19 protein-coding genes and 1 other annotated feature are annotated in these 24930 nt (G+C 45.0%); of the genes, 6 read left to right on the top strand and 13 right to left on the bottom strand.

The genetic code is table 11. From position 1 onward, the window contains the following. Positions 1–408 precede the first annotated feature (408 nt). Positions 409–597 carry a DUF3545 family protein gene (locus tag L1D55_RS07375; RefSeq protein ID WP_004739567.1) on the top strand — a complete coding sequence of 63 codons (189 nt, stop codon included), beginning with the start codon at positions 409–411 and terminating at the stop codon, positions 595–597. A gap of 144 nt (positions 598–741) precedes the next feature. On the opposite strand, the gene L1D55_RS07370 is transcribed toward L1D55_RS07375, so the two are convergent. From L1D55_RS07370 to nfo, 4 genes are all read right to left on the bottom strand, one after another. After that, complete coding sequence (locus tag L1D55_RS07370) at positions 742–1293, bottom strand: hemerythrin domain-containing protein (protein ID WP_239917010.1); 552 nt, start codon at positions 1291–1293, stop codon at positions 742–744. Between the two features lie 86 nt (positions 1294–1379). Continuing rightward, positions 1380–2060: a uracil-DNA glycosylase gene (ung, locus tag L1D55_RS07365; protein WP_239917009.1), complete on the bottom strand. Its 681-nt coding sequence runs from the start codon at positions 2058–2060 to the stop codon at positions 1380–1382. 176 nt (positions 2061–2236) lie between these two features. Next, positions 2237–2359, bottom strand: a complete 123-nt coding sequence (locus L1D55_RS27570; RefSeq protein ID WP_275665266.1) for a hypothetical protein — start codon at positions 2357–2359, stop codon at positions 2237–2239. A 107-nt stretch (positions 2360–2466) separates the two neighbouring features. Next, the gene (gene nfo / locus L1D55_RS07360) at positions 2467–3375 is read right to left on the bottom strand and encodes a deoxyribonuclease IV (protein WP_239917008.1); all 909 of its coding nucleotides are present in this window, start codon (positions 3373–3375) and stop codon (positions 2467–2469) included. A gap of 326 nt (positions 3376–3701) precedes the next feature. On the opposite strand from nfo, the gene grcA reads away from it, so the two are divergent. Further along, a complete protein-coding gene (grcA, locus tag L1D55_RS07355) occupies positions 3702–4079 on the top strand; it encodes an autonomous glycyl radical cofactor GrcA (protein ID WP_004739575.1) in 378 nt (125 codons plus the stop codon). A gap of 95 nt (positions 4080–4174) precedes the next feature. Here the strand turns inward: grcA and L1D55_RS07350 are convergent, their stop codons facing one another. From L1D55_RS07350 to thrA, 4 genes are all read right to left on the bottom strand, one after another. Further along, entirely contained in the window at positions 4175–4834 is a 660-nt protein-coding gene (locus L1D55_RS07350) for an NAD(P)H-dependent oxidoreductase (RefSeq protein WP_239917007.1), read from the bottom strand. A 176-nt stretch (positions 4835–5010) separates the two neighbouring features. After that, positions 5011–6297, bottom strand: coding sequence for a threonine synthase (gene thrC, locus L1D55_RS07345; protein ID WP_102423582.1), 1287 nt, complete (start codon positions 6295–6297; stop codon positions 5011–5013). After that, on the bottom strand, positions 6294–7250 hold the full coding sequence (thrB, locus tag L1D55_RS07340) for a homoserine kinase (protein ID WP_239917016.1): 957 nt from the start codon (positions 7248–7250) through the stop codon (positions 6294–6296). Before thrB ends, thrC begins: the two co-directional genes overlap by 4 nt. Positions 7251–7267: 17 nt before the next feature. Continuing rightward, complete coding sequence (gene thrA, locus L1D55_RS07335; protein WP_239917006.1) at positions 7268–9727, bottom strand: bifunctional aspartate kinase/homoserine dehydrogenase I; 2460 nt, start codon at positions 9725–9727, stop codon at positions 7268–7270. 29 nt (positions 9728–9756) lie between these two features. After that, positions 9757–9875, bottom strand: a sequence feature (Thr leader region). Positions 9876–10193: 318 nt separating this feature from the next. Between thrA and L1D55_RS07330 the strand changes: the two genes are divergently transcribed. Next, positions 10194–10652, top strand: a complete 459-nt coding sequence (locus tag L1D55_RS07330) for a ribonuclease regulator (RefSeq protein ID WP_239917005.1) — start codon at positions 10194–10196, stop codon at positions 10650–10652. Between the two features lie 28 nt (positions 10653–10680). On the opposite strand, the gene L1D55_RS07325 is transcribed toward L1D55_RS07330, so the two are convergent. Next, positions 10681–11166: a putative 4-hydroxy-4-methyl-2-oxoglutarate aldolase gene (locus L1D55_RS07325; protein ID WP_008224339.1), complete on the bottom strand. Its 486-nt coding sequence runs from the start codon at positions 11164–11166 to the stop codon at positions 10681–10683. Between the two features lie 578 nt (positions 11167–11744). Between L1D55_RS07325 and arcA the strand changes: the two genes are divergently transcribed. Next, a complete protein-coding gene (arcA, locus tag L1D55_RS07320; RefSeq protein ID WP_239917004.1) occupies positions 11745–12461 on the top strand; it encodes a two-component system response regulator ArcA in 717 nt (238 codons plus the stop codon). A 126-nt stretch (positions 12462–12587) separates the two neighbouring features. Here arcA and L1D55_RS07315 read toward each other — a convergent pair whose 3' ends face one another. From L1D55_RS07315 to L1D55_RS07300, 4 genes are all read right to left on the bottom strand, one after another. Then, complete coding sequence (locus L1D55_RS07315; protein ID WP_239917003.1) at positions 12588–13031, bottom strand: hypothetical protein; 444 nt, start codon at positions 13029–13031, stop codon at positions 12588–12590. Positions 13032–13038: 7 nt separating this feature from the next. Next, a complete protein-coding gene (gene arcB, locus L1D55_RS07310; protein WP_239917002.1) occupies positions 13039–15390 on the bottom strand; it encodes an aerobic respiration two-component sensor histidine kinase ArcB in 2352 nt (783 codons plus the stop codon). Positions 15391–15540: 150 nt separating this feature from the next. Then, the gene (locus L1D55_RS07305; protein ID WP_239917001.1) at positions 15541–17292 is read right to left on the bottom strand and encodes a diguanylate cyclase; all 1752 of its coding nucleotides are present in this window, start codon (positions 17290–17292) and stop codon (positions 15541–15543) included. A 91-nt stretch (positions 17293–17383) separates the two neighbouring features. Then, the gene (locus tag L1D55_RS07300) at positions 17384–18337 is read right to left on the bottom strand and encodes a TIGR01212 family radical SAM protein (RefSeq protein WP_239917000.1); all 954 of its coding nucleotides are present in this window, start codon (positions 18335–18337) and stop codon (positions 17384–17386) included. A gap of 529 nt (positions 18338–18866) precedes the next feature. Between L1D55_RS07300 and gltB the strand changes: the two genes are divergently transcribed. After that, the gene (gene gltB, locus L1D55_RS07295) at positions 18867–23414 is read left to right on the top strand and encodes a glutamate synthase large subunit (RefSeq protein WP_239916999.1); all 4548 of its coding nucleotides are present in this window, start codon (positions 18867–18869) and stop codon (positions 23412–23414) included. Continuing rightward, positions 23414–24883 carry a glutamate synthase subunit beta gene (locus L1D55_RS07290; protein WP_102425685.1) on the top strand — a complete coding sequence of 490 codons (1470 nt, stop codon included), beginning with the start codon at positions 23414–23416 and terminating at the stop codon, positions 24881–24883. Before gltB ends, L1D55_RS07290 begins: the two co-directional genes overlap by 1 nt. Positions 24884–24930: the final 47 nt, after the last annotated feature.

Here is a 24930-nt window from a genome sequence, read left to right as displayed (position 1 = left end):
GACATCCTATCAACATCCACAATCGCCCTACCCCAACAAGAACGACATCCTATAAAAATGACTCCAGCCTAGGTTTTACAAGGTATAGTGAAGTTCTGCGTTTTTTTCTAGGACGGTAAGATTACTATCCAATAAAGCGTGATACGCAGCTAAATGCATTGTCGATAAAGTGCTATTCCTTTCGCACAATGAATTAACATTCAACAACCTGTAATTTAATCGTTTACTTCAGTTTGTTTGCTCGCTTTTTGTACATAAAAATTACCACAATGTGTGAGCATGCATAAAAAACGAGAACAAAACCTTCATGGATTTGAAACAAATGAGAAACAAATCAAGGTTATGGTGAACCTAAATATGATATTTAATAGTTCGTAAGAACTAGTCCCACGGAAGGAGATATGGCTTATGGATAACTTTCAATTCGATGAAATATCAGAACTAGAAATGCCACGTGCAACTCAGAAAACACGCTCTAAACCACTCAAGCGTAAGTGGCGTGAAATTGAGGCAATCAATGACCGTAGACAGCTTGAGAAAGAGCTGCGAGAGATGAATCTAGGACTTGATTTCAGCCTTGACGATATAAAGCTTTAATCAGCACGATAAGAAAACAGATAGCAAAAGGCACCTATGAAGGTGCCTTTTTTATTTCATCAAGCGACGTTTTAGTCTACAAACCGCTTTATATACCTTTAATAAAGGGGGGCCCTCTACTATAAAGAGAGCGACACCGAGGCACTAAACACACTCTTGCTCATTTTGTCGCACGCGAGCAGCAAGTTGACGATACTGATCAGCAATCGTATCTCCAAACACAGGATCATCTTCTGGCTGAAGCCATTGCGATTCAACTTTTTGCCAATCCTTCACCGTAAATGCTGCGACGATCATTGGTAATACCTGCTTCTCTTCACACTCCATGTGTTTTCGTTGCGCTTTCACAAAGGATTCAAGCTGGTCGATAAAGACCTGTTGCGGTACCACCGCATCTTGGAGAATCATATCGACAACGCCGAGAAAATCGGCCGTTTTCTCAGATAATAACTGATGTTCTAGCTCCAGGTCCTCAATCGCTTGATCATTGCCATATTGCTTCAGGTAATAGCGGTAAATGACGTCTTCTTTAGGGTGATGAACTTTGTCTGAATGGTTCATCAAGTAATGAACCACCTCAGCGATCAGGCTATAGTTTATCTCTCGCTCCTGCTTTAGCAGCTCTAACTTATTGTTGAGTATTGCGAGTAACCGAGCCATATAGCCATGCTCTCGTCTTATCCTTTCAATCATCATAGTATTGCACTCCATTACACCTACTATTTATAAGTGTATACGAAGATGCCGAGTTATGATTTGACCCTGCTCAGAAAACAACCAACCTACACTTCAGCCGGTAGGCGCCAGTCGATAGGTTGCTGATCCATAGAAGAAAGCAGTTTGTTAGCCGTTGAAAAATGCTGACAACCAAAGAAACCGCGACGTGCAGATAATGGTGAAGGGTGAGGCGCGGCTAACACATGGTGCTTTTGGGCATCAATTGCTTGGCCCTTCTTCTGGGCATGTGCGCCCCATAATAAGAAAATGATCGGCTCAGAGCGCTGGTTTAGTTCAGCAATGATCGCATCGGTAAAGGTTTCCCAGCCACATTTTGCATGTGAGTGTGCTTGTGCCTCTTCTACAGTCAAAACAGTATTCAACATCAACACCCCTTGTGATGCCCAAGCTTCAAGGTAGCCATGGTTAGGCGCTTCAAAACCTTTGATATCTTGTGCCAGCTCTTTGTACATGTTGCGTAGAGAAGGTGGGATTTTAACGCCGGGCAATACAGAGAAAGCCAAGCCGTGCGCTTGATTAGCGCCGTGATAAGGGTCTTGCCCTAGTATAACGACTCGCACAGACTCAAAGGGCGTCATATCAAAAGCGCTGAATACCTGCTCTTGAGGTGGGTAGATGGTTTTCCCACTATTACGTTGCTGTTCGACATAAGCGAGAACACTTTGAAAGTACTCTTTTTCACGCTCGTCATTAATAATGGATTCCCAGCTCTTTGGTGCGCTCATCGTTTTACTTCCCAATCATCAAGGTTTCTAGGCTTCGCCAGACAAAAAATAGCTGTATAAGCTAATGGTCTTAAATAAGGACCTAGTTATACCTCATACAGCTATCAATAAACATGATGTGTCGGGTTCATTCGTTGATGAATCATAATAATCAGTTCAAGTTGTGTTGATCTCGATTAACCACTTTTTTGTTGAGTGCGATGATGACCATGACTATGAATATGACGATTTGGCGTAGGTAAGCGAGCTGCAGCATGGATCGTTGGAGACGTTCTTGGGGTATGAGTTTTAGAATACATAATGGCACCCTCCTCTATCAAACAGTGAACTACATATTCACTTAGTTGCTATGAAATAAAGATGCCAATTTCGATAAAACGGAGAAAATTAATTTTCTCCTCTATTATTACGCTTCGCCATTCTCAACCGTTGCTGCGCGGTGAAACATTCTAAGTTGTTGAATTTCTTCTTTCCAAATCGTCGAATCAATCGTTTCTAAGATAAGCGGGATACCATTAAAGCGAGGATCCGAGGCAATATACTCGAAACAATCCCAGCCAATTTCACCTTTTCCTAAAGAATGGTGTCTATCAACTCGGCTCGCGAACTCAGCCTTTGAATCATTGATGTGCATTGCTCTGAGATAGTGCATACCCACGATGCGGTCGAACTCAGCGAAAGTATGCTCGCACGCCTCTTTTGTTCTTAGGTCATAACCCGCTGTAAAGGTATGACAAGTATCCAAACATACGCCAACACGAGACTTATCTTCCACCTGATCAATAATCTCAGCGAGATGCTCGAACTTCCAACCTAAGTTAGTGCCTTGACCTGAGGTGTTCTCAATCACCGCAATCACATCAGGAACCGCTTGATGAGCGAGATTGATAGACTCAGCGATCTTAGCCAAACATTCGCTTTCTGAGATTTTCTTTAAATGACTCCCAGGATGAAAATTCAGTAGCGTTAGACCAAGCTGATTACAACGCTCCATTTCGTCAATAAAGGCAGCGCGCGATTTCTCTAGCTTTTCTTCTTCTGGTGCGCCGAGGTTAATCAGGTAGGAGTCGTGAGGAAGAATGTGCTCTGCTGAAAAGCCTAGCATCTTACAGTTGGCTTTAAAGGCACTAATGGTTTTCGCCTCTAACGGCTTTGCTGCCCATTGTCTCTGGTTTTTAGTAAACAGTGCGAACGCATTAGCGCCTATCTCTCGAGCCCTCATAGGAGCCTGATCAACACCACCAGCGGCCGACACATGAGCGCCAATAAACTTAATATTTGTTTCAGGTTTTGACGATGAAATTTTGTTTGTCATTAAATCACTTCACACTTTCAGAATGCATCATAAATAAAGGGTCGTATCGGTTACTGCTCAATAAAAGCGCAATAAATGTAGTAAAATTACAACAAATATAACCGTTAAATATTTTTTATACTTTAAAATATTTTGTAATTAGTTTGTTTTCAAAGGTTTTATTGATTTACCTCAAAATAATCACCTTTGTAAAAATATGGTTTTTGGTTGTTTTTTGACTTAAATCAATGTTAACCTCACAAATATTAGGTATATATTACCCAGCTCAATAAAAATCGAAAGTTAACACCATAATCAAACCACATTCAGTGGACTAGGAGATAGTTATGATCCAAGGTATTCAAATTACTAAAGCAGCAAACGACGACCTACTAAACTCAATCTGGCTACTAGACAGCGAAAAGAATGAAGCTCGTTGTGTTGCAGCTACTGCTGGTTTCGAAGCTGACCAAGTTATCCCAGCTGCAGACCTAGGTGAATACGAGAGCCGTGAAGTTGCTATCGAAGCAGCACCACGTATCGAAGGTGGTCAACACCTAAACGTTAACGTTCTTAAGCGTGAAACACTAGAAGACGCAGTTGCTCACCCAGAGAACTACCCACAGCTAACTATCCGTGTATCGGGTTACGCTGTACGTTTCAACTCTCTAACAACTGAACAGCAACGTGACGTTATCGCACGTACGTTCACTGAGTCTCTATAATCTCAGAAACTAGAGTGTTAAAGATTTAAAAAGCTTGGTCAGAAATGGCCAAGCTTTTTTCGTTTTTATGCTGCTCACATTTACCTAAAGACTGGCTATGGCGCATTTCGTTGAGAAGGATCTTTAGTGAAGGCTTTTGCTAACGTCGTTGGATCCACCTTATCTCTCTGTATCGCTGCACCTTGTGCCCACCACATCAACTGATGAAAGGTTCGGTTCATGTATTCATCCCATTGAGCTTGCTCTGAGTCTTGGGCAACACAACCCTCTTCATCAAAGACTTCTTGCGCTTTAGGTAGATGAATCATCGCAGAAACCGGTAAACAACCGAGTTCAGATAAGAAGGTACGCATCGAGACCGATGCTCTTGCCCCGCCCCACTGCCCCGCAGAGTACGTCACAATCGCACTTGGCTTATACGAAAATAGCGAGCTACCAAAATGATTAAGAATATTGGCCAATGCCGGGCTCATTGAATGATTGTATTCCGGGCTTACCATCACGTAGCCATCAGCTTTGGCAATCTTGTCCGCTAACTCAGCAAGGTGTGCAGGTACTTTGGAGCGATGGTAAGAAAATTCAGGTTTAAACACCTCGCCAAAGTCATAATCCAGTGGATCGATGATCTCAACCGTATGCTCAGAGTGTTTATTCGTTAGTAGTTTTGCACACGCCTTACTGACTCTCATCCCTAATCGAGCTGGTCTTGGCGGTGTACTCTCACGTACAGAGCCAAGGAAAATCAAAAAATTCATACTATCCCTTTCCGTTGAGCTTGGATTAAATCTATTAACCAGATAAACCATTTAACCTTAAGAGATGACCTAAATAAAGTTAACTTTATAAGCTATCGGGCAATAAAAAAGGTGAATGATTGCTCATTCACCTTTCTTGTTATGGTCTAAATTCTATTGCTTTTATCTATAACAGATTACGCAGGTTGAACACGACGAAGTACTGCTTTTAGCGCTTCAAAATCGTTATCTAAATCTTCAGACAATAGCTCCATTGCAGCATGTTTTGCTAGCGGGCCTGGTAATTCAATATCTGAACCTAGGATATCGTCGACCACTTCTTTGAACTTAGCTGGGTGAGCTGTACATAGGAACAAGCCTGTTTCACCCTCTTGCAACTGTTCATCCAATAGACGGTAAGCGATAGCACCATGTGGTTCACAAAGGTAACCTTGCGCTTTAAGGTCACGTACTGATTCAGCACTCTGTTCGTCAGATACTTTACCTTTGCCCAGAGTATCTAAGCCCCAACCTTTCAGTTGGCAAAGCTCTTCGATACGAGGCCAGTTGTTTGGTTGGCTCACATCCATCGCGTTCGATGTTGTCGCAACCGTCGGCTTTGGAGCCCACTCGCCTGTTTCTAAGTAGCGTGGAACCGTGTCATTTTCGTTGGTAGCGGCAATGAAACGCTTCACTGGTAAGCCAAGCGCTTTCGCCAATAAGCCTGCAGTTAGGTTACCGAAGTTACCACTTGGTACAGAGATAACCAGGTTTTCACGCTGCTCTTTGGTTAGTTGAGAAGCTGCCTCAAAGTAGTAACAGATCTGCGCCATCAAGCGGCTGATGTTGATAGAGTTTGCTGAGTTAAGACCAATCTCTTCACGCAGTGCTGCGTCATCAAATGCATCTTTTACTAGTGCCTGACACGCGTCAAAGTCGCCATCAATCGCTACCGTGTGAATGTTCTTACCCAGCGTACAGAATAGCTTTTCTTGTAGCGGGCTAATCTTGCCTTTCGGGTAAAGGATCACAACGTTGATGTCTTCCATACCGTAGAAAGCATGCGCAACGGCTGCACCAGTATCACCTGATGTTGCTGTCAAAATAGTGATTTGACCACCATTCGAAACTGCCGCTAGAGATTGCGCCATAAAGCGACCACCAAAATCTTTAAACGCCAGTGTTGGACCATGGAAAAGCTCAAGTGCGTAAACACCATCTTTTACTTGATTGATAGGCGCAGGAAATTGGAACGCTGCATCCACCATTTGGTCGATCTGCTCTTTCGGTAGTTCATCACCGATAAGTGCCGACAAAATCTTTGAGCTACGAGGGACAAAATCCTCTGCTAGCAGCGCATCGATATCATCAAACTTTGGCAGTTCAGATGGAAAAAATAGACCTTGATTGCGACCTAAGCCTTGACGAACGGCTTGGCCAAAAGAGACTTGTTCATCATTTTCTTTGATGTTGTACAGTTTCATAACTCACTTCCTGTAACGATCGAACCTTGCTTATCTAGGCGACAAACGTGAACGAATCCTTCTTCATTTTGTACGTAATTTTGTTCTAACCAGCGTGCAACACGCTCGGCGACATCTTGTTCTTTGCAAATGCTAAATAGAGTTGGGCCACTACCGGAAATACCAGTAGCCAATGCACCAGCCGACAACGCATATTTACGTGCGTCAGCAAACCCTGGAAGCAGTTTCTCACGATATGGTTCAGCGATCACGTCTTTGATCATCTTCGCTGCCAGTTCAGGTTGGCCTGAGTGGCACGCGTGGATAAAGCCCGCTAAGTGGCGACCATGCGCAATGATATCTTGGCGACGGTACTGAGACGGTAAAATCTCTCTCGCTTCTGCCGTTGAAACCTTAATGCCCGGGTAAGCCATTACCCAATACCAGTCATCAAAACATGGGACTTCTTGGCTAATGATGCCTAGCTCTTCAAGCATCAATTGCACACCACCTAGGTAGCAAGGTGCTACGTTATCGTAGTGCACGCCGCCTGAAATTTTACCTTCCATTTCACCCATTAGGGCAAGCAGTTCAGTTTCATCCAGTGGCTGACCATGGAAACGGTTTAGCGCATCAAGCGCCGCTACGATTGAACATGCACTTGAACCTAAACCGGAACCAATAGGCATGTTCTTTTCTAACGTCATTTCTAATGGCTTAAGCGCAACGCCTTTTTTATCTAGCTCTCTAGAGAACACCACCCAACAGTCGTAGACGATGTTTTCTTTCGCTTCAGTTGGCAGCTTAGAAACAAAGCTGCCTGCGGTTTTAAGCGAGAATGGTTCATCACCGGCTTTAACCATAACTCGGTCACCCAGCAATGTGCCATCCACTGGAGACACAGCGGCCCCCAGTACATCAAAGCCTACACTGACATTACCGATTGATGCAGGAGCATAAACGACAACATCCATATCACTTGAACTCATTCCTAAACTCCTAATTTCCAACCAAGAGTACGCATCACATCAGAGAATACGCCTGCTGCTGTTACTTCAGTACCGGCACCGTAGCCGCGAAGAACAAGTGGGATTGGTTGGTAGTAACGGCTGTAGAATGCTAGCGCGTTCTCGCCATCTTTAATCTTGAACATTGGATCGTCGCCATCAACAGCTGCGATACGAACCTTACACTTACCTTCCGCGATTTCACCAACATAACGAAGTACTTTGCCTTCTTCTGCTGCGATAGCTGATTGCTCTTGGAAGTAAGCGTCCGCTTCAGGTAAGCGAGCCATAAACTCTTCAACCGTACCTGAATCATCAAAACCTGGTGGTAGGGCTTGGTCAACTTCTACATCTTCAAGCTCAAGTGCCATGCCAGCTTCACGAGCAAGGATAAGCAGCTTACGCGCCACATCCATACCAGATAGATCGTCACGTGGGTCAGGTTCAGTAAAGCCGTTGTCTTTAGCAATGTTCGTTGCTTGGCTTAGCGTCATGCCTTCATCAAGCTTACCGAAGATGTAAGAAAGAGAACCAGACAGAATGCCGTTGAATTTCTCAAGCTCATCACCTGCAGAGATTAGGTTCTGTAGGTTTTCGATTACTGGTAGACCTGCGCCTACGGTTGTCTCGTACATCAGCTTACGACGTGAGTTACGTGCGACTTCACGTAACTGATGGTAGTAAGCCATACTTGCTGTATTTGCTTTCTTGTTCGGTGTGACTACGTGGAAACCTGCCGCTAGGAAGTCAGCATACTGCGCTGCAATATCTTCGCTAGACGTACAGTCAACCAACACAGGGTTGATGATGTGGTTACGTTGAACAAGTGCCGCTAAGCGAGCTAGGCTGAACTCTTCTGGCGCGCTCGACATGCGATCACGCCACTGTTCTAGTGGTAGGCCTTCACTGTCTAGCAATAAGCCTTTACTGTTTGCTAAACCACATACGCGGATCACGATGCCTTTTTCAGCCAGCTTGCCCTGCTGACGTTGGATCTGGTCAACAAGTTCACCACCAACACCGCCAACACCAACAACGAATACGTCAAGGAAGTGCTTAGAATTAAATAGGTTCTCGTGGCACGCTTTGATTGCTTCTGAAATTTTGTCTTCAGGGATAACCGCCGAGATAGCACGCTCAGATGAGCCTTGTGCAATCGCCACAATGTTAACGTTCACTTCAGCTAAAGAAGAGAAGAACTGAGAAGCAACGCCGCGTGAAGTACGCATACCATCGCCCACCAGAGTCACGATAGCAACGTCGTCCATGAACTCAACTGGCTCTAATAGGCCATCTTTAAGCTCAAGTTCGAATGCCTCTGATAGTACTTGCTTAGCTTTTAACTTGTCAGCTGATTCGATACAGAAACTGATGCTGTACTCAGAAGACGACTGAGTAATAAGAACAATAGACACACCCGCTGAAGACATTGCACCGAATACACGGCTCGCCATACCAACCATGCCTTTCATACCAGGGCCAGATACGTTAACCATCGTTAGGTCACTTAGCGTCGTAATACCTTTGATCGCTAGGTTATCTTCACCAGTGTCTTGACCAATAAGTGTGCCCGCACCTTGAGGGTTAAAGCTGTTTTTGATCAGACAAGGAATATGGAATTGTGCGATAGGCGCAATGGTTTTAGGGTGTAGAACCGAAGCACCGAAGTAAGAAAGCTCCATCGCTTCTTGGTAGCTCAATGACTTAAGCAGACGAGCATCATCAACTAAGCGCGGGTCACAGTTGTAAACGCCATCTACATCAGTCCAGATTTCACAGCAATCAGCACGTAGACACGCCGCTAACACAGCTGCTGAGTAGTCAGAGCCATTACGACCAAGCGTGACTAGCTCACCTTTCTCATTGCCAGCAGTAAAACCAGGCATGATGTTAACGTGGCCTTTCGGAAGTGGTGATTGTTGGAAGTTCTGAGTAGAGACATCCACATCGACCATAGCTTCTAGGTGATCACCTTTAGCGTATAGGTATTGAACAGGGTCAATCAGGCTTGCAGGTTGGCCTTTCGCTTCCAGTACCGCTTTCATTAACTGGATAGAGATTCGCTCACCTTTACTGATGATACGAGCATTGACGTGGTTCGGGCACATACCAAGTAGGTTGATGCCGTTCACGAACTGCTTTAACTGAGTAAGAGAGGTATCGACCTGCTCTTGAAACGCTGAACCATCAATAGAAGGCACAACCGCTTTGATCTCTGCAAACAGAGTATTAAATGAAGATTCGATCTCTGTAATTTGTGCTTCAGCTTCACCATTTTTCAGTGCAGCCTCAATAACAGCGACCAACTTATTGGTTGTTTTTCCTGGAGCCGATAGTACAACGGCTAGCTCTTCTTGCTGGGCATTATTAGCGATGATATCAGCCGCTCGTAAAAAACGATCTGCATCAGCTAATGATGAACCTCCAAACTTTAAAACGCGCATCCCTTTCTCCATAAGTCATAAAAATGGTACAAAAAAAGGCCTGTATCTTGTTGGATACAGGCCTTTTTTTTAAAATCCGTTACTTAGCAGCCTGCCCCAACAATGTTAATGTCGGTAATAATAATGGTTGTGGTCATTACTAGGTGGCTTACGTGCTGCATATCAAATTCTCTGCTTGTGCTTTACTCTACGTGTATCAATTTTTACCACTAGACGTCAATGAAAAGTTGCGTTTTTTTTACATTCGAAGCGTTTTTCAGAGCAAACCGTCATTTCAGTGATAAAACATCCAGTGTGCACCGACAATTCGAAGATGCAGTTTGATTAACGAACAGAGAAAAGCAATCAATTTCATATAGGGTCATAACAAAATGCTATATCGATTGTTCAGCAAGCGTACAAGAACTGTGCTTTAATTGAACGATAACGTTCAAAGAACAATAATAAATAACATCAGGAGTGGGAAGTGAAGAGATTACTTATTCTTTTAGCCTTTGCTATGCCTATCGTTTGTTCTGCGAATAGCTTGCCCTTATTGCCTGGTCAGATTGATCGTTCGGCACACAAATTCTTTATCTCATCCCAAAATGCGTCCAATGAGAGTTTCGATACTTGGAAAGTCGACAGTGGCTACGCCTATAGTTTGTTTGACGATGTGGATCTTTATGTCGGTACGCGGATCAACAGTGCATCATTGAAACACGAAAGTGGATTCTTGAGCGGTGTCAGTTACCAGTTCTCAGAAAGGATCTCTTTCAACAGTTCTCTTCATACCTATAAAGATGAAACTGAAGAGAATGAGAAGTCTGTCGCAGCTGAAGTATCGAGCCGAGTACAACTGACGGACAACTTGGATTTGCATGCCACCCTTGATTACGAAGAGTGGCAGCAAGGTGTCGAAGTAGGATTAGGATTTCGCTTCTAACCCAGTAAGCTTGATATAGGTAAATAACCTAAGATTCGAGCAGCAGCTCAGATGAAATTAACACACCATTCCAATCTGCATAAATGTAATCACCAGGCTGAATCAATTGATTGTGCACTGTCAATGTTACATTCACTTGGCCCACACCGCGCTTCTCTGTTTTGAATGGTGATGCACCTAGCGCCTGAACACCCAAGTCCATTTGCGACATCATGCCAACATCACGCACAGCGCCGTTAACAATCACGCCCTCCCAACCATTTTCTATAGCAAGAATAGCGAGTTGGTCGCCAAGTAGCGCTTTTTGACACGAACCATTTCCGTCAACTACCAACACTTTACCATTGCCGTCGGTCTCTAAAACCTCACGAACCTTGGAATTATCGTGATAACAACGAACTGTTACAATTTTTCCCCAGAACGCACCACGTTGTCCGAAGTTCTGCAAAGGTAGGTTAAGTAGGGTGACTTTGCTTTCAAACTCATCACATAAGTCAGGTGTTATATCGTGCATATATCCTCCATGAGTAAGGCAAACCTGTAAATCAGGCGAGCCCCTATGCTTTTATATTGTTATTAAAAATTATTCCTTTTTTTTCATTGTTCTATGCTCAATCTAATACTGAATTAGGCTTGATTGAACATATTTATCTACTAGAATCTCAAGACAGCTTTCGGCTTCCTTGGTTCATAATCAGTTCGTTAGCAGGCGAGATGTGATTACTATCTCGAATAATCATTCTGGTTTTCCTGCTAAATAGTCACCATACCACTGGTTAAGTTGTAGCCATACTATTAAAGTTTGTTGCGATACGGCAATTGATGTAAATCAACAAAGTGAATGGAATTAACATTCTCGCGTTGTTAGCATGCTGTTAACATTATAGAATCCGGTGCAATCACTAAAAGAATGATTGAAAGGCGTACTGGATCTACGTTATTGGGCAATACTTCAAGGAAGGCAGATAGCTGGAAGTAAGTGTTTTTTTGAAAACTTTAAGTTATCATCAAAAATACATTACCTGTATGTTATGTTTTTGCCTAGAATTTATTCTATTAGCACAGTTTCGTCACAAATTTAGGTACCGCCAAATGCAAACCCCGCAGATTCTTATCGTTGAAGATGAGCAAGTAACTCGTAACACTCTAAAGAGTATTTTTGAAGCAGAGGGATATGCTGTTTTTGAGGCTAGCGACGGTGAAGAGATGCACCAAGTGCTATCTGACAACCAAGTTAACCTTGTAATTATGGACATCAACCTTCCAGGTAAGAATGGCCTACTACTTGCGCGTGAACTACGTGAGCAAGCAAATGTAGCGCTTATGTTCTTAACTGGTCGTGATAATGAAGTTGATAAGATCCTAGGCCTAGAGATCGGCGCTGATGATTACGTCACTAAGCCTTTCAACCCTCGTGAACTGACTATCCGTGCACGCAACCTTCTTAACCGTTCAATGAGCACAAGCTCTGTTCAAGAAGAGAAGCGCAGCGTTGAGAAGTACGAGTTCAACGGTTGGGTACTAGATATCAACAGTCGTTCTCTGGTTAGCCCAGATGGCGAAGGCTACAAGCTACCTCGTTCAGAGTTCCGTGCTCTACTTCACTTCTGTGAGAACCCAGGTAAGATCCAAACACGTGCAGACCTTCTTAAGAAGATGACAGGCCGTGAGCTTAAGCCACACGATCGTACTGTAGACGTAACAATCCGTCGTATTCGTAAGCACTTTGAATCTGTTTCTGGTACACCAGAAATCATCGCTACGATTCACGGTGAAGGCTACCGCTTCTGTGGTGACCTAGAAGACTAATTAGATTGGCGTTTCTAATCATTAAACACTGAGTGTTTTATTACAGTAGAAGCGCAATCAATAGTTATTAAAAAGGGAGAATGCTAGCGCATTCTCCCTTTTTTGTAGTTCTGGATTGAATAAGGTTTAGTAAACCGTATCGACCTTAACCTCTTTCTCCACCAGCCACTTCACCGTTTCACCGTCTTTCAGTTCAACCGCAACATCAACAGGCTTTTCGCTGTCAATCTCTAGCTGCCATACAAACGCAACTTCCCACTGAGTCTCGCTGTGCGTTCTTAGATCAAGATCGTCAGCCGTTACTAACAAGGTATCTGCACCTTGCTTAACGGTCACACTCTCCACCGCTAGTGTTGCTGGTAATTCAGAATCTGACTCTAGGTAAATAGCGCCATGCAGAGTCTTGTCTTGAGTCTCTCCGATCGTTGGCATCTTGTTGTGCCAAAGGTTGCTTTTCATTGTGACTGTCGCTGCAGATACTTCAACTTGGTTGTCCTGCTGCCACTCAACTCGTGGTGCAGCACAGCCCGCTAATGCCACTACGCATGCGGCAAATGCTAATTTTTTCATTATTCTTCTACCTTTGGTTTAACCAACTCTTTAAGACTTCAATGTCATTCTGGTATTCGTTATTAATCTCATCGACCCAATCTGAAATGTTTTCCCACCAAGCTGGTAGGTCTGGAGATTGAGCTTTCTGAGCCACTTGCTGGATGCGCTTCAAACCAATTGAACCTGCAGCACCTTTAATCTTGTGCGCCTCAGAAACGATACTGGCTTGGTCTTTCGCGACCATATTGGAGTTCAATATTTCCATATACTCCGGCATCATATCTTCAAACATCACGATGCTATCTAAAACCGGCTTCGGCCCAACAATGTCAACATAAGACTCTAGCATATCAATATCAAGCAAACTGGTGTCAATCGAAGAAATCGTCGGCTTACTCTCCTCTACCTTTTTGGTCGCTCCGGCTTCTTTCACAGCCTCTGGTGCATCCTCGATAAGTTCGCTGATCACATCTTGAATCGCTCTCACGGATAGCGGTTTACTGATCGCTTCATCCATACCTTTCTGGAAGTACTCTTGCTTGTTACTTAGTACATTCGCAGTCAATGCCACTAACGGCGGTAATTGGGTGTATTTCTCACGGTAGTACTGGGCAATATCGAAGCCTGTCATATCTGGTAGCTGGATATCCAACAATACCAAGTCATAGTCTTCTGGGTTGAAGGCAATTTGTGCCTCTTTACCAGTCATCACCACCGTCACTTCATGACCTAGGCTCTCCAACAGAGAGCGCGCAACCGTGATATTGAGTTCGATATCTTCAACCATGAAGATCTTAAGGTTCGACTGTTTTCGAGGTGTCTTAATCAAGGCTTGAGTATCATGATTAACAGGCACACGAATCGAAACCGTGAAGGTACTACCAAAGCCCTCTTCACTGGTTACCTCAATGTCACCATCCATCATGTTGATCAACTGTTTAGAGACAGCAAGACCAATACCGGTTCCCACTGCATGCAAGTTATCGGTGCCTGATTTCACCTGATAGTACATCGCGAAGATTTTCTCGAGCTCACTTTCAGGAATACCAATGCCTGTGTCTTCAACTTCCATAGTGATGTTAGCAAAGTCACCATCAATATCGGCGCTAACCGTCATCACCACGCCACCATCTTTGGTGAACTTCATCGCGTTACTAACAAGGTTCCACAGCACCTGTCTCAAACGAGTACCATCAACTTCAACAGCCACAGGAAGATCAGACAATCGTTCTAAGTCGAACCTCAAACCTTTCTGTTCAGCCATCAGTGCCGAGATACTTTCGATCTCCACAACAAAGTCTTCAAAGTTGATCGGGGTTGGGAATAGCTCAAGCTTGCGACGGTCGAACTTATCCATATCGATAATATCGTTGAAGATATTACCCAGTGTTACAGCGCTCACTTTGATGGTTTGCATCTGTTTGCGCTGCTCACTGGTCAGCTGGCTATCAAGCAACATGCGGCTTAAGCCAATAATGCCATTAAGCGGTGTTCTTAACTCGTGGCTAATAGTAGAAATAAAGGTGGTCTTATCGCGACTCGCTTTCTCGATAGACTCTTGGTGTTCTTTGCGTTCGGTAATATCACGACCAAAGCCCACCAAACCAAGGTGGCGACCATCTTTACTGTAGAAAGGCACCTTACGCAGTTCGAAGTAGCTCTTACGCCCATCTGGGTATTCGAGCCATTGATCGTAGGTGAGTGCCTGGTTGTCGGCAAAAACTTTCTTATCGGTTTCAACAACTTGCTGAGCGATTTCTTTGCTGTACACATCCCACGGCGTCAAACCCACCAAGTCTTTTTCTGTCTTGCCAGTGAGCTCCTCAACTGCTCGGTTACAACCCGAGAACACGCCGTCCTCATTACGGTAGTAAATAAGGTCAGGCGAGGCATCGATAAACGAGCGCAGCAGTGCCGTTCGCTCTGCAAGTTCAAGCTGAGTGCGCTCACGCTGAAATACTTCATTCTCTAGGTCATGCATCGCTTCAGCACGCGCCTCTTCGGCCTTCTCACGCTCTTCAATTTCTTGATTGAGCTTCTCGATATTAAGCTGCAACTTATTATTCAGCTCTTGGTCGCGCTCTCGCATATCACCAAGTTTAGAGACTAACTTCGCCAACCGTTGACGAGACTCTTCCAGCTGATCAACAACCACTGACAGAAAGTAAACGGCCCAAGGTGTGATCACTAAACCGAAGAATACTGAGCGGACAATGTCGATGTCATCAACATTACCTTTAAGTGCGAGAGTGATACCGACTTGCACGACAACAGCGAGGGCAACAAGCGCTAAGGCGAGTAAGATAGAAAAGCGGACAATCCCAAGCTTTACGAGTAGATCCACGTAATACTGGGCGAGATTTTTCATGGGTTTCATTTAGCGCTCCATGCGATAAGACTAGCAACATTCTACCCTGTTTGAAGATAGGAGGTAAGCTAGCTACATCACATGCAGCAAGAGAGCTGGGTTATATTGTTTAAAACAGATAACCCAAGTAAATAAAGGCTAAGTCAGTGATAAATTTGTTTAGCGAATCGACGATGGATGCACGCTCGAACGATTTCGACCATCAGACTTCGCTTGATAAAGCGCACTGTCGGCTAACGCTACCGCAGACTCCATCTCATCTTCAGGAGTCGGTACATAAGAGATAACACCAATACTGACGGTAATAAACTCAGAAACGGTCGATTTTTCATGGATCAGCCCCAGCTTTAGCACTTCATCATGAATTCGCTGTGCGACCATCAATGCTCCGTCCGCGGTTGTGTTTGGCAGAATAAAACCAAACTCTTCACCACCATAACGAGCCACACAATCTGACGAACGGTTAAGTACCTTCTTAAACGCCTGAGAGACTTGAATCAGCGCATCATCACCTTGTTGGTGACCGTAGTAGTCGTTGTAGCCTTTAAAGAAGTCGATGTCACAAAGCATGATGGTCAACGGCAACTTCTCTCGCACATGGTAATGCCACAGTGTCGACAACTGTTCATCAAAGCGGCGTCGGTTAGAAACCTGAGTCAAACTGTCCATAAAGCTGAGACGTTCAAGCTCCAAGTTCGCCTCTTCGAGCTTCTGCTCTGCAAGGTAACGCTCGGTGATATCACGAGCCATGATCAACACCCCATTGGTGCTAGATGCAGGGTCTCTAAATGGCGACTTCACCACGTCATACCAAGTGTATTCACCATCACTAGAGATCACCTTATCGATATAGCGCAGCGATTTACCTTGATGAAGAACCTGGTGGTCGGTTTCAGAGATCCGTACATACATACTGTTTGGCACGACATCTTGTAGTCGCTTACCAATCAAGTCACTGACTTCAGAGATCCCGAGCGCTGTAACAAAAGGTTTATTGCACGCTTGATAAACCATGTTTTCATTAAAGATACCGATCGAATCTGGGCTAGCTTCCAAGATGTTTTGTAAGATAGTGTCTCTTTGCGCAAGTGCCACCTCGGTGTCTTTCCGCTTCTCCATTTCGCCACGTAGTTGTTGCTGCATGTCATGCCAATCGGTCACATCATGACTAATAGAAAGTGTCCCTATATTTTCCCCATCTTGAGAAAGTAAGACGCTTTGGTACGTTTCGAGTAGGCAGCTTTTACCATCTTGGTCAGTTGTCCATGAACGCTCACTAACGCGCCCTTTCAGTGCACCACCTGAAACGCTCAAGGTGCCCTCTTCCGGGCGGCCATGCCAAAACTTTTTAAACGAGCGATTACTCGCGAGCAGTTCACCCTTTTGATCTTTTACGTAGATCAGTTCAGACAAAGAGTCCAAAGCCGTTCGTGCAACGTTCAGTTCACGCAGCTCTTGGGACAACTCTTCATTAGTGTTCTTATAGGGGGATGCGTGAATCATCCATGACTTTTTGCTTCTAAAGCGGATCTTACGCCCCACAAGATTGATCTTGAAAGATTCAAACTCAGACAGCGCCCACAACGAGTTCTGCTCAAATGATCGAGAGTTGATGTGATTGGTAAGGTAATGGCGAAAGCTGTTCTCGCTCTCTACTGTTGGAAAACGAAAGTGAATACCAATCTGGCGAATACCAAGCAATTGCATCGCTTGGCGGTTGGCATACAAGATCTCGCCGGTTCGGACATCAACGAAAAAGAGAGGAGATGGCGTAGAGAGTAGCAGTTGTTCAATGTGCGACTGATAACGAGCATAAAGATGCCAGCAGATCAGGGCAAACAGCAGTATGAGAACGATATAAATACCGTAGCCATACGCTCTATCCCACAACCAAGTCATTACCAGTTCCATCTACTCTCAATCTATACCATAAAATCTGTGAGGGAAATGTTACCACTATTTGTTGGTTTTATCTGCTGTTACCTACTCTCACTCATTTCTATCAATCAGTTGCGTTTAAAACAGGTAATGTGTACTCGAATGCAGAGCCTGTTTTAATGCCTTGTGCACCGGTTTTATCCAGTGATCGACCTATCTCTGTCATCGCTAGCCAACGGTTCTCACACCATAAAGGAGAGAGTAACGTAGGACGTCTTGCCGCAGATGAAACACGATGGTAAACCACGTTCGCAGGGGTGCGTTGGATAATATCAGTAGCAATCTCGACATACTCTTCAAGGCTTGGTGCTTCTAGCTTGCCGGCTTTCCATGCTTTGGCCATAGTGCTTCCCTCTACTATATGAAGGCCATGAAGCTTGATGCCATCTGTATCGACTGCTAATACCTTATCTAAAGTTTCAAGATTATCGGCTTTGGTCTCTTTTGGTAGTCCAACAATTAGGTGAGTACACACCTTAATTCCGAGAGCACGTGCACGTTGGGTGATCGTTTCATACACCGCAAAATCATGACCGCGATTGATGCGCTTAAGAGTATCATTATTAGCCGTTTGTAAGCCGAGCTCTAGCCAGATCTCGTACCCTTTCTCAACATAACCAGCCAATAATTCCAAAACAGAATCAGGCACACAGTCAGGTCTTGTACCAACACAGAGCCCTACAATATCGGCGCCCGGTGCTTTTAGCGCTTCTTCGTACATATTCTTGAGCACTTGCACCTCAGCATAAGTACTGGTGTACGCCTGAAAATAAGCAAGATACTTCTTAGCACGAGCAATTTCACCCGCACGATCTTTTAGTTGGTCTGCAATACTTTGAACCTGAGTTTGTTCATCAGCAAAGGAAGCCACATTGCAAAAAGTGCAGCCTCCGCGGCCAATGGTGCCATCTCGGTTTGGACAACTAAAACCGCCGTGCAGTGTTAGTTTGTGAACCTTTTCGCCATAACGGCGTTGAAGATCTTGGCCGATAGTATTGACCAACTCATGTAATTGCATATTTTCAAAGCGCTCAAGTAAATAAGAATGAATATCAGTCTTTTTTGAAAAAAAATTACATCCCTGCAAAATTCGACCAATTAGTTTACTCAAGGCTTTTTGCGAGCAACCTATCAAATATCAATAAACATGCAAAAAAGTCGCTCTATTTGCCTAATGTTGCACATTTGTTAGACATAAAATTCAAAATAAAACGAAAAAAATGGTCTACACGGTTCAACTTTCATTGCAATTCGCCTAGACAAAATTGTAGGATACTTACACATATTGGCTATTTTTGTGTAATTTCTTACAACGAAAACTTGCTAATAAGTCGGTGATATCTAACTCCCACCTATATAAACCACTAGTTTGTGGCTAAAAATAAACGGATATCACCAAGGATTGTTTTTCTCGCAATACTTTTCCTGCGAGATACGGAAAGGATTCAAACCGCCAACACAGGCCGGTTTAGACTCATAAATATAAAAGGACAAGGCTGACTTTATACAAAGAAGTTGCGCCTAGATTTAACTGGAAGGATGTATCTATGGTAGATCAAGAGCAGAACTCACAGGGTCTGTATACTCCTGAACTGGAGCATGACGCTTGTGGTATCGGTTTTGTTGCGCATCTAAAGAATCGCAAATCTCATGATGTAGTAACTCAAGCACTCGATATGCTTGCACGTATGGAACACCGTGGCGGCCAAGGCTGCGATCCGTGTTCTGGTGATGGTGCAGGTATCCTGCTACAGAAGCCGCACGAATTCTTACTTGAAGAAGCCGTTAAGCTTGGAATTAAACTGCCGTCTTTTGAAAAATATGGTGTTGGTGTTGTACTTTTCCCTAAAGATGAACACAAACGTGCACAGTGTCGCGACATTCTAGAACGCAATGCACAACGCCTAGAGTTAGAAGTGATCGGCTACCGTGAACTTCCGACGGACAATTCAATGATTGGTGCTGACCCACTAAGCACTGAACCTCAATTTGAACACGTATTTATCTCTGGCGGCCCTGGTATTACTCCAGAAGAGCTTGAGCGCAAACTGTACGTTCTACGTAACTACACCGTTCGCGTGTGTCTAGAAAGCGTTTCAAATATCGGTGATGACTTCTACATCAACTCTATGTCTTACAAGACGTTGGTGTACAAAGGTCAGCTAACAACAGAACAAGTTCCTCAGTACTTCCTAGACCTACAAAACCCAACTATGGTGACGGCTCTAGCACTAGTACACTCTCGCTTCTCTACCAATACATTCCCACGTTGGCGTCTAGCTCAGCCTTTCCGTTACATCGCACATAACGGTGAAATCAATACGGTTCGCGGCAACCTAAACTGGATGAAAGCGCGTGAAGCGATCCTAGAATCGGATCTATTCACACAAGCTGAAATCGACATGCTACTGCCTATCTGTCAGGAAGGTAGCTCGGATTCATCAAACTTCGATATGGCATTGGAGCTTCTAGTTCTGTCTGGTCGTACTCTGCCACATGCGCTGATGATGATGATCCCGGAAGCATGGCAAGAAAACAAAAACATGGACCCAACTCGTCGCGCATTCTACCAGTACCACGCGAACGTAATGGAACCATGGGATGGCCCAGCTTCGGTATGTTTCACTGATGGTGTTCAAGTAGGTGCAACTCTCGACCGTAACGGTCTGCGCCCTTCTCGCTACACAGTGACAAAAGACGACTTCCTAGTGATGGCGTCTGAATCTGGCGTTGTTGAAATTGCACCAGAAAACGTTGAATACCGTGGTCGTCTACAACCAGGTCGTATCTTCGTTGCTGACCTTGAGCAAGGCCGCATCATTTCTGATGAAGAAGTGAAAGATGGCATCGCGAAATCTCAACCTTACGAAAAATGGGTTGAAGAGAACCTTCTGAGCCTGAAAAAGCTACCAGACGCGAGCAACGAATTTAGCCAACCTTCTCCAGAGAAACTTCTCCACAAACAACAATCGTTTGGTGTGAGCTCTGAAGAAGTGAACGAAATCATTCTACCCCTTGCGAAAACCGGCTATGAGCCACTTTCTGCAATGGGTGCTGACTGGCCGCTAGCGATTCTTTCTCACCAATCGCAGCACCTTTCAAACTACTTCAAGCAGCTGTTTGCACAGGTAACTAACCCACCGATCGACCCGATCCGTGAGCGTATGGTTATGTCTCTGAACACTTACCTAGGTAAAGATCAGAACCTACTCTCAGAAACACCTGAACACTGTCAAAAGGTAGAGCTTGAGTCTCCAGTACTGTCTAACTCTGAGTTAGAAAAGCTGCGTGCTATCGATAACGAGCACCTTCAAGCGAAGACGCTGGATATCGTATTCCAAGCAAATGGAGACCAAGGTAAGTTAGAGCGTGCACTAAAACGTATTTGCCAATACGCAGAAGATGCCGTGATTGATGGTTACTCTATCATCCTACTGACTGACCGTGCGGTTAACTCTAACCACGCTGCAATTCCAGCAATGCTGGCGGTTGGCGCGGTACACCACCACCTAATCCGTAAAGGCCTACGTGCTAAGTGTGACATCGTGGTTGAAACGGGTGATGCTCGTGAAACACACCACTTCGCAACGCTTCTTGGCTATGGTGCAAACGCAGTTAACCCATACCTAGTGATTGAAACGATTGTTGAACTACAACGTACTAAGAAACTAGACCCGAACGTTCACCCACGTGAGTTCTTCGATAACTACCGTAAAGGTGTTAACGGCGGTCTACTGAAGATCTTCTCTAAGATGGGTATCTCGACACTGCAGTCTTACCACGGTGCACAGATCTTTGAAGCACTTGGTATCAGCAAGTCAGTAGTTGAAAAATACTTCACAGGTACGGTTTCTCGTATTCAAGGTCTAACCATCGACGACATCGCACGTGAAGTGCTTGTTCGTCACCGTGTTGGTTACCCAGCTCGTGAAATCCCAGCTCAAATCCTTGATGTTGGCGGTGTTTACCAGTGGAAACAACGTGGTGAGAAACACCTATTTAACCCAGAAACCATCTCTCTACTTCAAGAGTCGACGCGTAACAAAGATTACGGTCAGTTCAAGAAGTACGCAAAAGCAGTCGATGACCAAGGCGACAACGCAGCAACATTACGTAGTCAACTTGATTTCATCAAAAACCCAGCAGGCTCTATTCCTCTAGCAGAAGTAGAACCAATTGAGAATATCCTTAAGCGTTTCGCTACTGGCGCAATGAGCTTTGGCTCTATCTCGCATGAGGCTCACTCAACACTGGCTGTTGCAATGAACCGCATCGGTGCGAAATCAAACTCAGGTGAAGGTGGTGAAGATCCAGCACGTTTCGAACGCAAAGAAAACGGTGACTGGGAACGTTCTGCTATCAAACAGGTGGCTTCTGGTCGCTTTGGTGTAACGTCTTACTACCTATCGAACGCTGATGAGCTGCAAATCAAGATGGCTCAAGGTGCGAAACCTGGTGAAGGTGGTCAACTACCTGGTGATAAGGTTGATGACTGGATCGGTGCGACGCGTCACTCGACTCCAGGCGTAGGTCTAATCTCACCACCGCCACACCACGATATCTACTCAATCGAAGATTTGGCTCAGCTAATCTACGATCTGAAAAACGCGAACCGTAACGGTCGTGTCAACGTGAAGCTAGTATCAGAAGCTGGTGTAGGTACGATTGCATCGGGTGTAGCAAAAGCGAAAGCTGACGTAGTACTGATCGCAGGTTTTGATGGCGGTACGGGTGCATCTCCGATGTCTTCTATCCGTCACACAGGTCTGCCTTGGGAGCTGGGTCTAGCGGAAACGCACCAAACACTACTGAAAAACGGCCTACGTAACCGTATCGTTGTTCAGTCTGATGGTCAGATGAAAACACCACGTGACCTTGCAGTAGCAACACTACTTGGTGCTGAAGAGTGGGGCGTAGCAACAGCAGCATTGGTCGTTGAAGGCTGTATCATGATGCGTAAGTGTCACAAGAATACATGTCCTGTTGGTATCGCGACACAAAACAAAACACTGCGTGAGCGTTTCGACGGCCGCGTAGAGGACGTAGTGACTTTCTTCCAATACATGGCTGAAGGTCTACGTGAAGTAATGGCTGAACTTGGCTTCCGCTCTATCGATGAGATGGTTGGTCAATCGCACAAACTTAAAGTTCGTGACGACATCGGCCACTGGAAGTACAAAAACCTAGATCTAACACCTGTACTGCACATTGAGCAGGCTCGTGAAGAAGATGGTATCTACAACCAGACTCAACAAAACCACAACCTAGAAGATGTTCTAGACCGCAAGTTGATCCAAGCTGCGATTCCTGCACTTGAGAAAGGTGAAGCTGTAAATGCGACCTTCCCAATCATCAACACGGACCGCTCTGCGGGTACCATGCTGTCGAACGAAATCTCGAAGGTTTACAAAGACCAAGGTTTACCACAACCAATGAGCGTTAAGTTCCACGGTAGTGCTGGCCAATCTTTCGGTGCGTTCCTTGCGAAAGGCGTTAAGTTCGAAGTAGAAGGCGACGCGAACGATTACTGGGGTAAAGGTCTGTCTGGCGGTACTTTGGTACTGTACCCAGATGCGAAATCATCTATCGTTGCTGAAGATAACATCGTGGTTGGTAACGTATGTTTCTACGGTGCGACCTCCGGTGAATCTTTCATTCGCGGTATGGCTGGTGAACGTTTCTGTGTTCGTAACTCAGGTGCGAAGGTTGTTGTTGAGGGCGTTGGTGACCACGGTTGTGAATACATGACTGGCGGTGTTGCCGTTATCCTTGGCTCAACAGGTCGTAACTTTGCTGCGGGTATGAGTGGCGGTGTCGCTTATGTTTGGGATAAAGGCGGTGACTTCGAAACCAAGCTTAACCCAGAACTTGTAGACCTAGATCCAATTGAACAAGAAGATAAAGATCTTCTACTAGATATGCTAACCAAGCACGTTGAATTCACAGGAAGTGAAGTTGCTCAGTCTTTCCTAGACAACTTTGAAGCAAGTGTTGCATCACTAATTAAAGTAATGCCACGCGACTACAAAGCAGTTCTTGAGAAGCGTAAAGCTGAAGCACAACAGGCACAAACGGAAGAAGTGGAGGCAGTATAATGGGTAAGCCTACTGGATTTTTAGAACACGGTCGCGAGCTTCCAAAGAAGCTCGATCCATCGGTTCGTATTGAAGACAACAAAGAGTTCGTACTTAACGAAGAGTTTGGCGACAAGATCAATACTCAAGCATCTCGTTGTATGGACTGTGGCGTACCTTTCTGTCACAGCGGTTGTCCAATTGGTAACATCATCCCAGAATTTAATGACGCGGTTTACCGTGACAGCTGGGAAGAAGCTTGGAACATCCTAAGCTCGACCAATAACTTCCCTGAGTTTACAGGTCGTGTGTGTCCTTCTCCTTGTGAGAGTGCTTGTGTACTAGGTATTAACCAAGACCCAATCACCATCTGTAATATCGAGAAAACGATTGTAGAAACTGCGTACCGTGAAGGGTACGCAAAACCAAAAACGCCTCGCTCTCGCACAGGTAAAACCGTAGCGATCGTTGGCTCTGGCCCTGCAGGTCTAGCCGCAGCTGAGCAGCTAAACAGCGCTGGCCACTCAGTGACGGTATTTGAACGTGACGAGAAAGTTGGCGGCCTACTGCGTTTCGGTATCCCAGATTTCAAACTGGGCATGGACGTGATTGATCGTAAGATCAACCTAATGGCTGAAGCTGGCGTTGAATTTAAAGTGAATCAACACATTGGTGTTGATGTTAACGCTCAACAGCTACGCCAAGAGTTTGATGTGGTATTGCTAACTGGTGGTTCTACGGTTCCTCGTGACCTACCAATCCCAGGCCGTGAATTGAAAGGCGTTCATTTTGCTATGGAATTCCTTGGCCAAAACAACCGCCGTGCAAACGACATGGACCTAAAAGGTGAAGAGATTCACGCTAAAGATAAGCACGTTGTGGTTATCGGTGGCGGTGATACTGGCTCTGACTGTGTAGGTACATCAAACCGTCACAAAGCAGCGAGCATTACTCAGGTTGAGATCATGCCGATCCCACCAGAGAAGCGTCCTGCAAACATGCCTTGGCCTCAATACCCGATGATCATGAAGACCACGACTTCTCACGAAGAAGGCTGTGAACGTCACTGGAACATCTTGACCAAAGAGTTCATCGGTAACGATCAAGGCGAAGTGACCGGTCTACGTATCGCCGATATCGTGTGGAAAGATGCAGCACCAGGTGAGCGCCCTACTTTTGACGAAGTAGCAAACTCAGAGCGTGTGATTCCATGTGACCAAGCATTCCTAGCGATGGGTTTCCTACACCCAGAGCCAACCGGTGTACTTGCTCAACTTGATATCAAACTGGACGAGCGCGGTAACGTTGCTTCTGAAGGTTATGCAACAAACCAGAAAGGCGTTTTTGCCGCTGGTGATATGCGTACAGGTCAGTCTTTAGTCGTTCGCTGCATTAACGAAGGTCGTGAATGTGCAATTGCGATTGATGACTTCTTAATGGGCAACTCAAACCTAGAAGCGAAAGCCGATTCACTCATGCTTTCCGCATAATATTTCTCAGGCTAACGTCAATGACGTTAGCCTAGAGGAAAAGCAAC

The sequence above is a fragment of the Vibrio sp. Isolate22 genome, from assembly GCF_022398115.1.
Lineage (GTDB): Bacteria > Pseudomonadota > Gammaproteobacteria > Enterobacterales > Vibrionaceae > Vibrio.
This window is presented reverse-complemented; position numbering and strand designations above follow the sequence as displayed.

What these genes read in the sequence shown, in the direction of transcription:
- L1D55_RS07300 (WP_239917000.1), bottom strand. Translation starts at nt 18,337, where the DNA reads ATGCAATTACATGAGTTGGTCAATACTATCGGCCAAGATCTTCAACGC.
- nfo (WP_239917008.1), bottom strand. Translation starts at nt 3,375, where the DNA reads ATGACAAACAAAATTTCATCGTCAAAACCTGAAACAAATATTAAGTTT.
- thrA (WP_239917006.1), bottom strand. Translation starts at nt 9,727, where the DNA reads ATGCGCGTTTTAAAGTTTGGAGGTTCATCATTAGCTGATGCAGATCGT.
- arcA (WP_239917004.1), top strand. Translation starts at nt 11,745, where the DNA reads ATGCAAACCCCGCAGATTCTTATCGTTGAAGATGAGCAAGTAACTCGT.
- ung (WP_239917009.1), bottom strand. Translation starts at nt 2,060, where the DNA reads ATGAGCGCACCAAAGAGCTGGGAATCCATTATTAATGACGAGCGTGAA.
- thrC (WP_102423582.1), bottom strand. Translation starts at nt 6,297, where the DNA reads ATGAAACTGTACAACATCAAAGAAAATGATGAACAAGTCTCTTTTGGC.
- thrB (WP_239917016.1), bottom strand. Translation starts at nt 7,250, where the DNA reads ATGGATGTTGTCGTTTATGCTCCTGCATCAATCGGTAATGTCAGTGTA.
- L1D55_RS07290 (WP_102425685.1), top strand. Translation starts at nt 23,414, where the DNA reads ATGGGTAAGCCTACTGGATTTTTAGAACACGGTCGCGAGCTTCCAAAG.
- L1D55_RS07375 (WP_004739567.1), top strand. Translation starts at nt 409, where the DNA reads ATGGATAACTTTCAATTCGATGAAATATCAGAACTAGAAATGCCACGT.
- L1D55_RS07350 (WP_239917007.1), bottom strand. Translation starts at nt 4,834, where the DNA reads ATGAATTTTTTGATTTTCCTTGGCTCTGTACGTGAGAGTACACCGCCA.
- gltB (WP_239916999.1), top strand. Translation starts at nt 18,867, where the DNA reads ATGGTAGATCAAGAGCAGAACTCACAGGGTCTGTATACTCCTGAACTG.
- L1D55_RS07315 (WP_239917003.1), bottom strand. Translation starts at nt 13,031, where the DNA reads ATGAAAAAATTAGCATTTGCCGCATGCGTAGTGGCATTAGCGGGCTGT.
- L1D55_RS07370 (WP_239917010.1), bottom strand. Translation starts at nt 1,293, where the DNA reads ATGATGATTGAAAGGATAAGACGAGAGCATGGCTATATGGCTCGGTTA.
- L1D55_RS07305 (WP_239917001.1), bottom strand. Translation starts at nt 17,292, where the DNA reads ATGGAACTGGTAATGACTTGGTTGTGGGATAGAGCGTATGGCTACGGT.
- L1D55_RS07325 (WP_008224339.1), bottom strand. Translation starts at nt 11,166, where the DNA reads ATGCACGATATAACACCTGACTTATGTGATGAGTTTGAAAGCAAAGTC.
- L1D55_RS27570 (WP_275665266.1), bottom strand. Translation starts at nt 2,359, where the DNA reads ATGTATTCTAAAACTCATACCCCAAGAACGTCTCCAACGATCCATGCT.
- grcA (WP_004739575.1), top strand. Translation starts at nt 3,702, where the DNA reads ATGATCCAAGGTATTCAAATTACTAAAGCAGCAAACGACGACCTACTA.
- arcB (WP_239917002.1), bottom strand. Translation starts at nt 15,390, where the DNA reads ATGAAACCCATGAAAAATCTCGCCCAGTATTACGTGGATCTACTCGTA.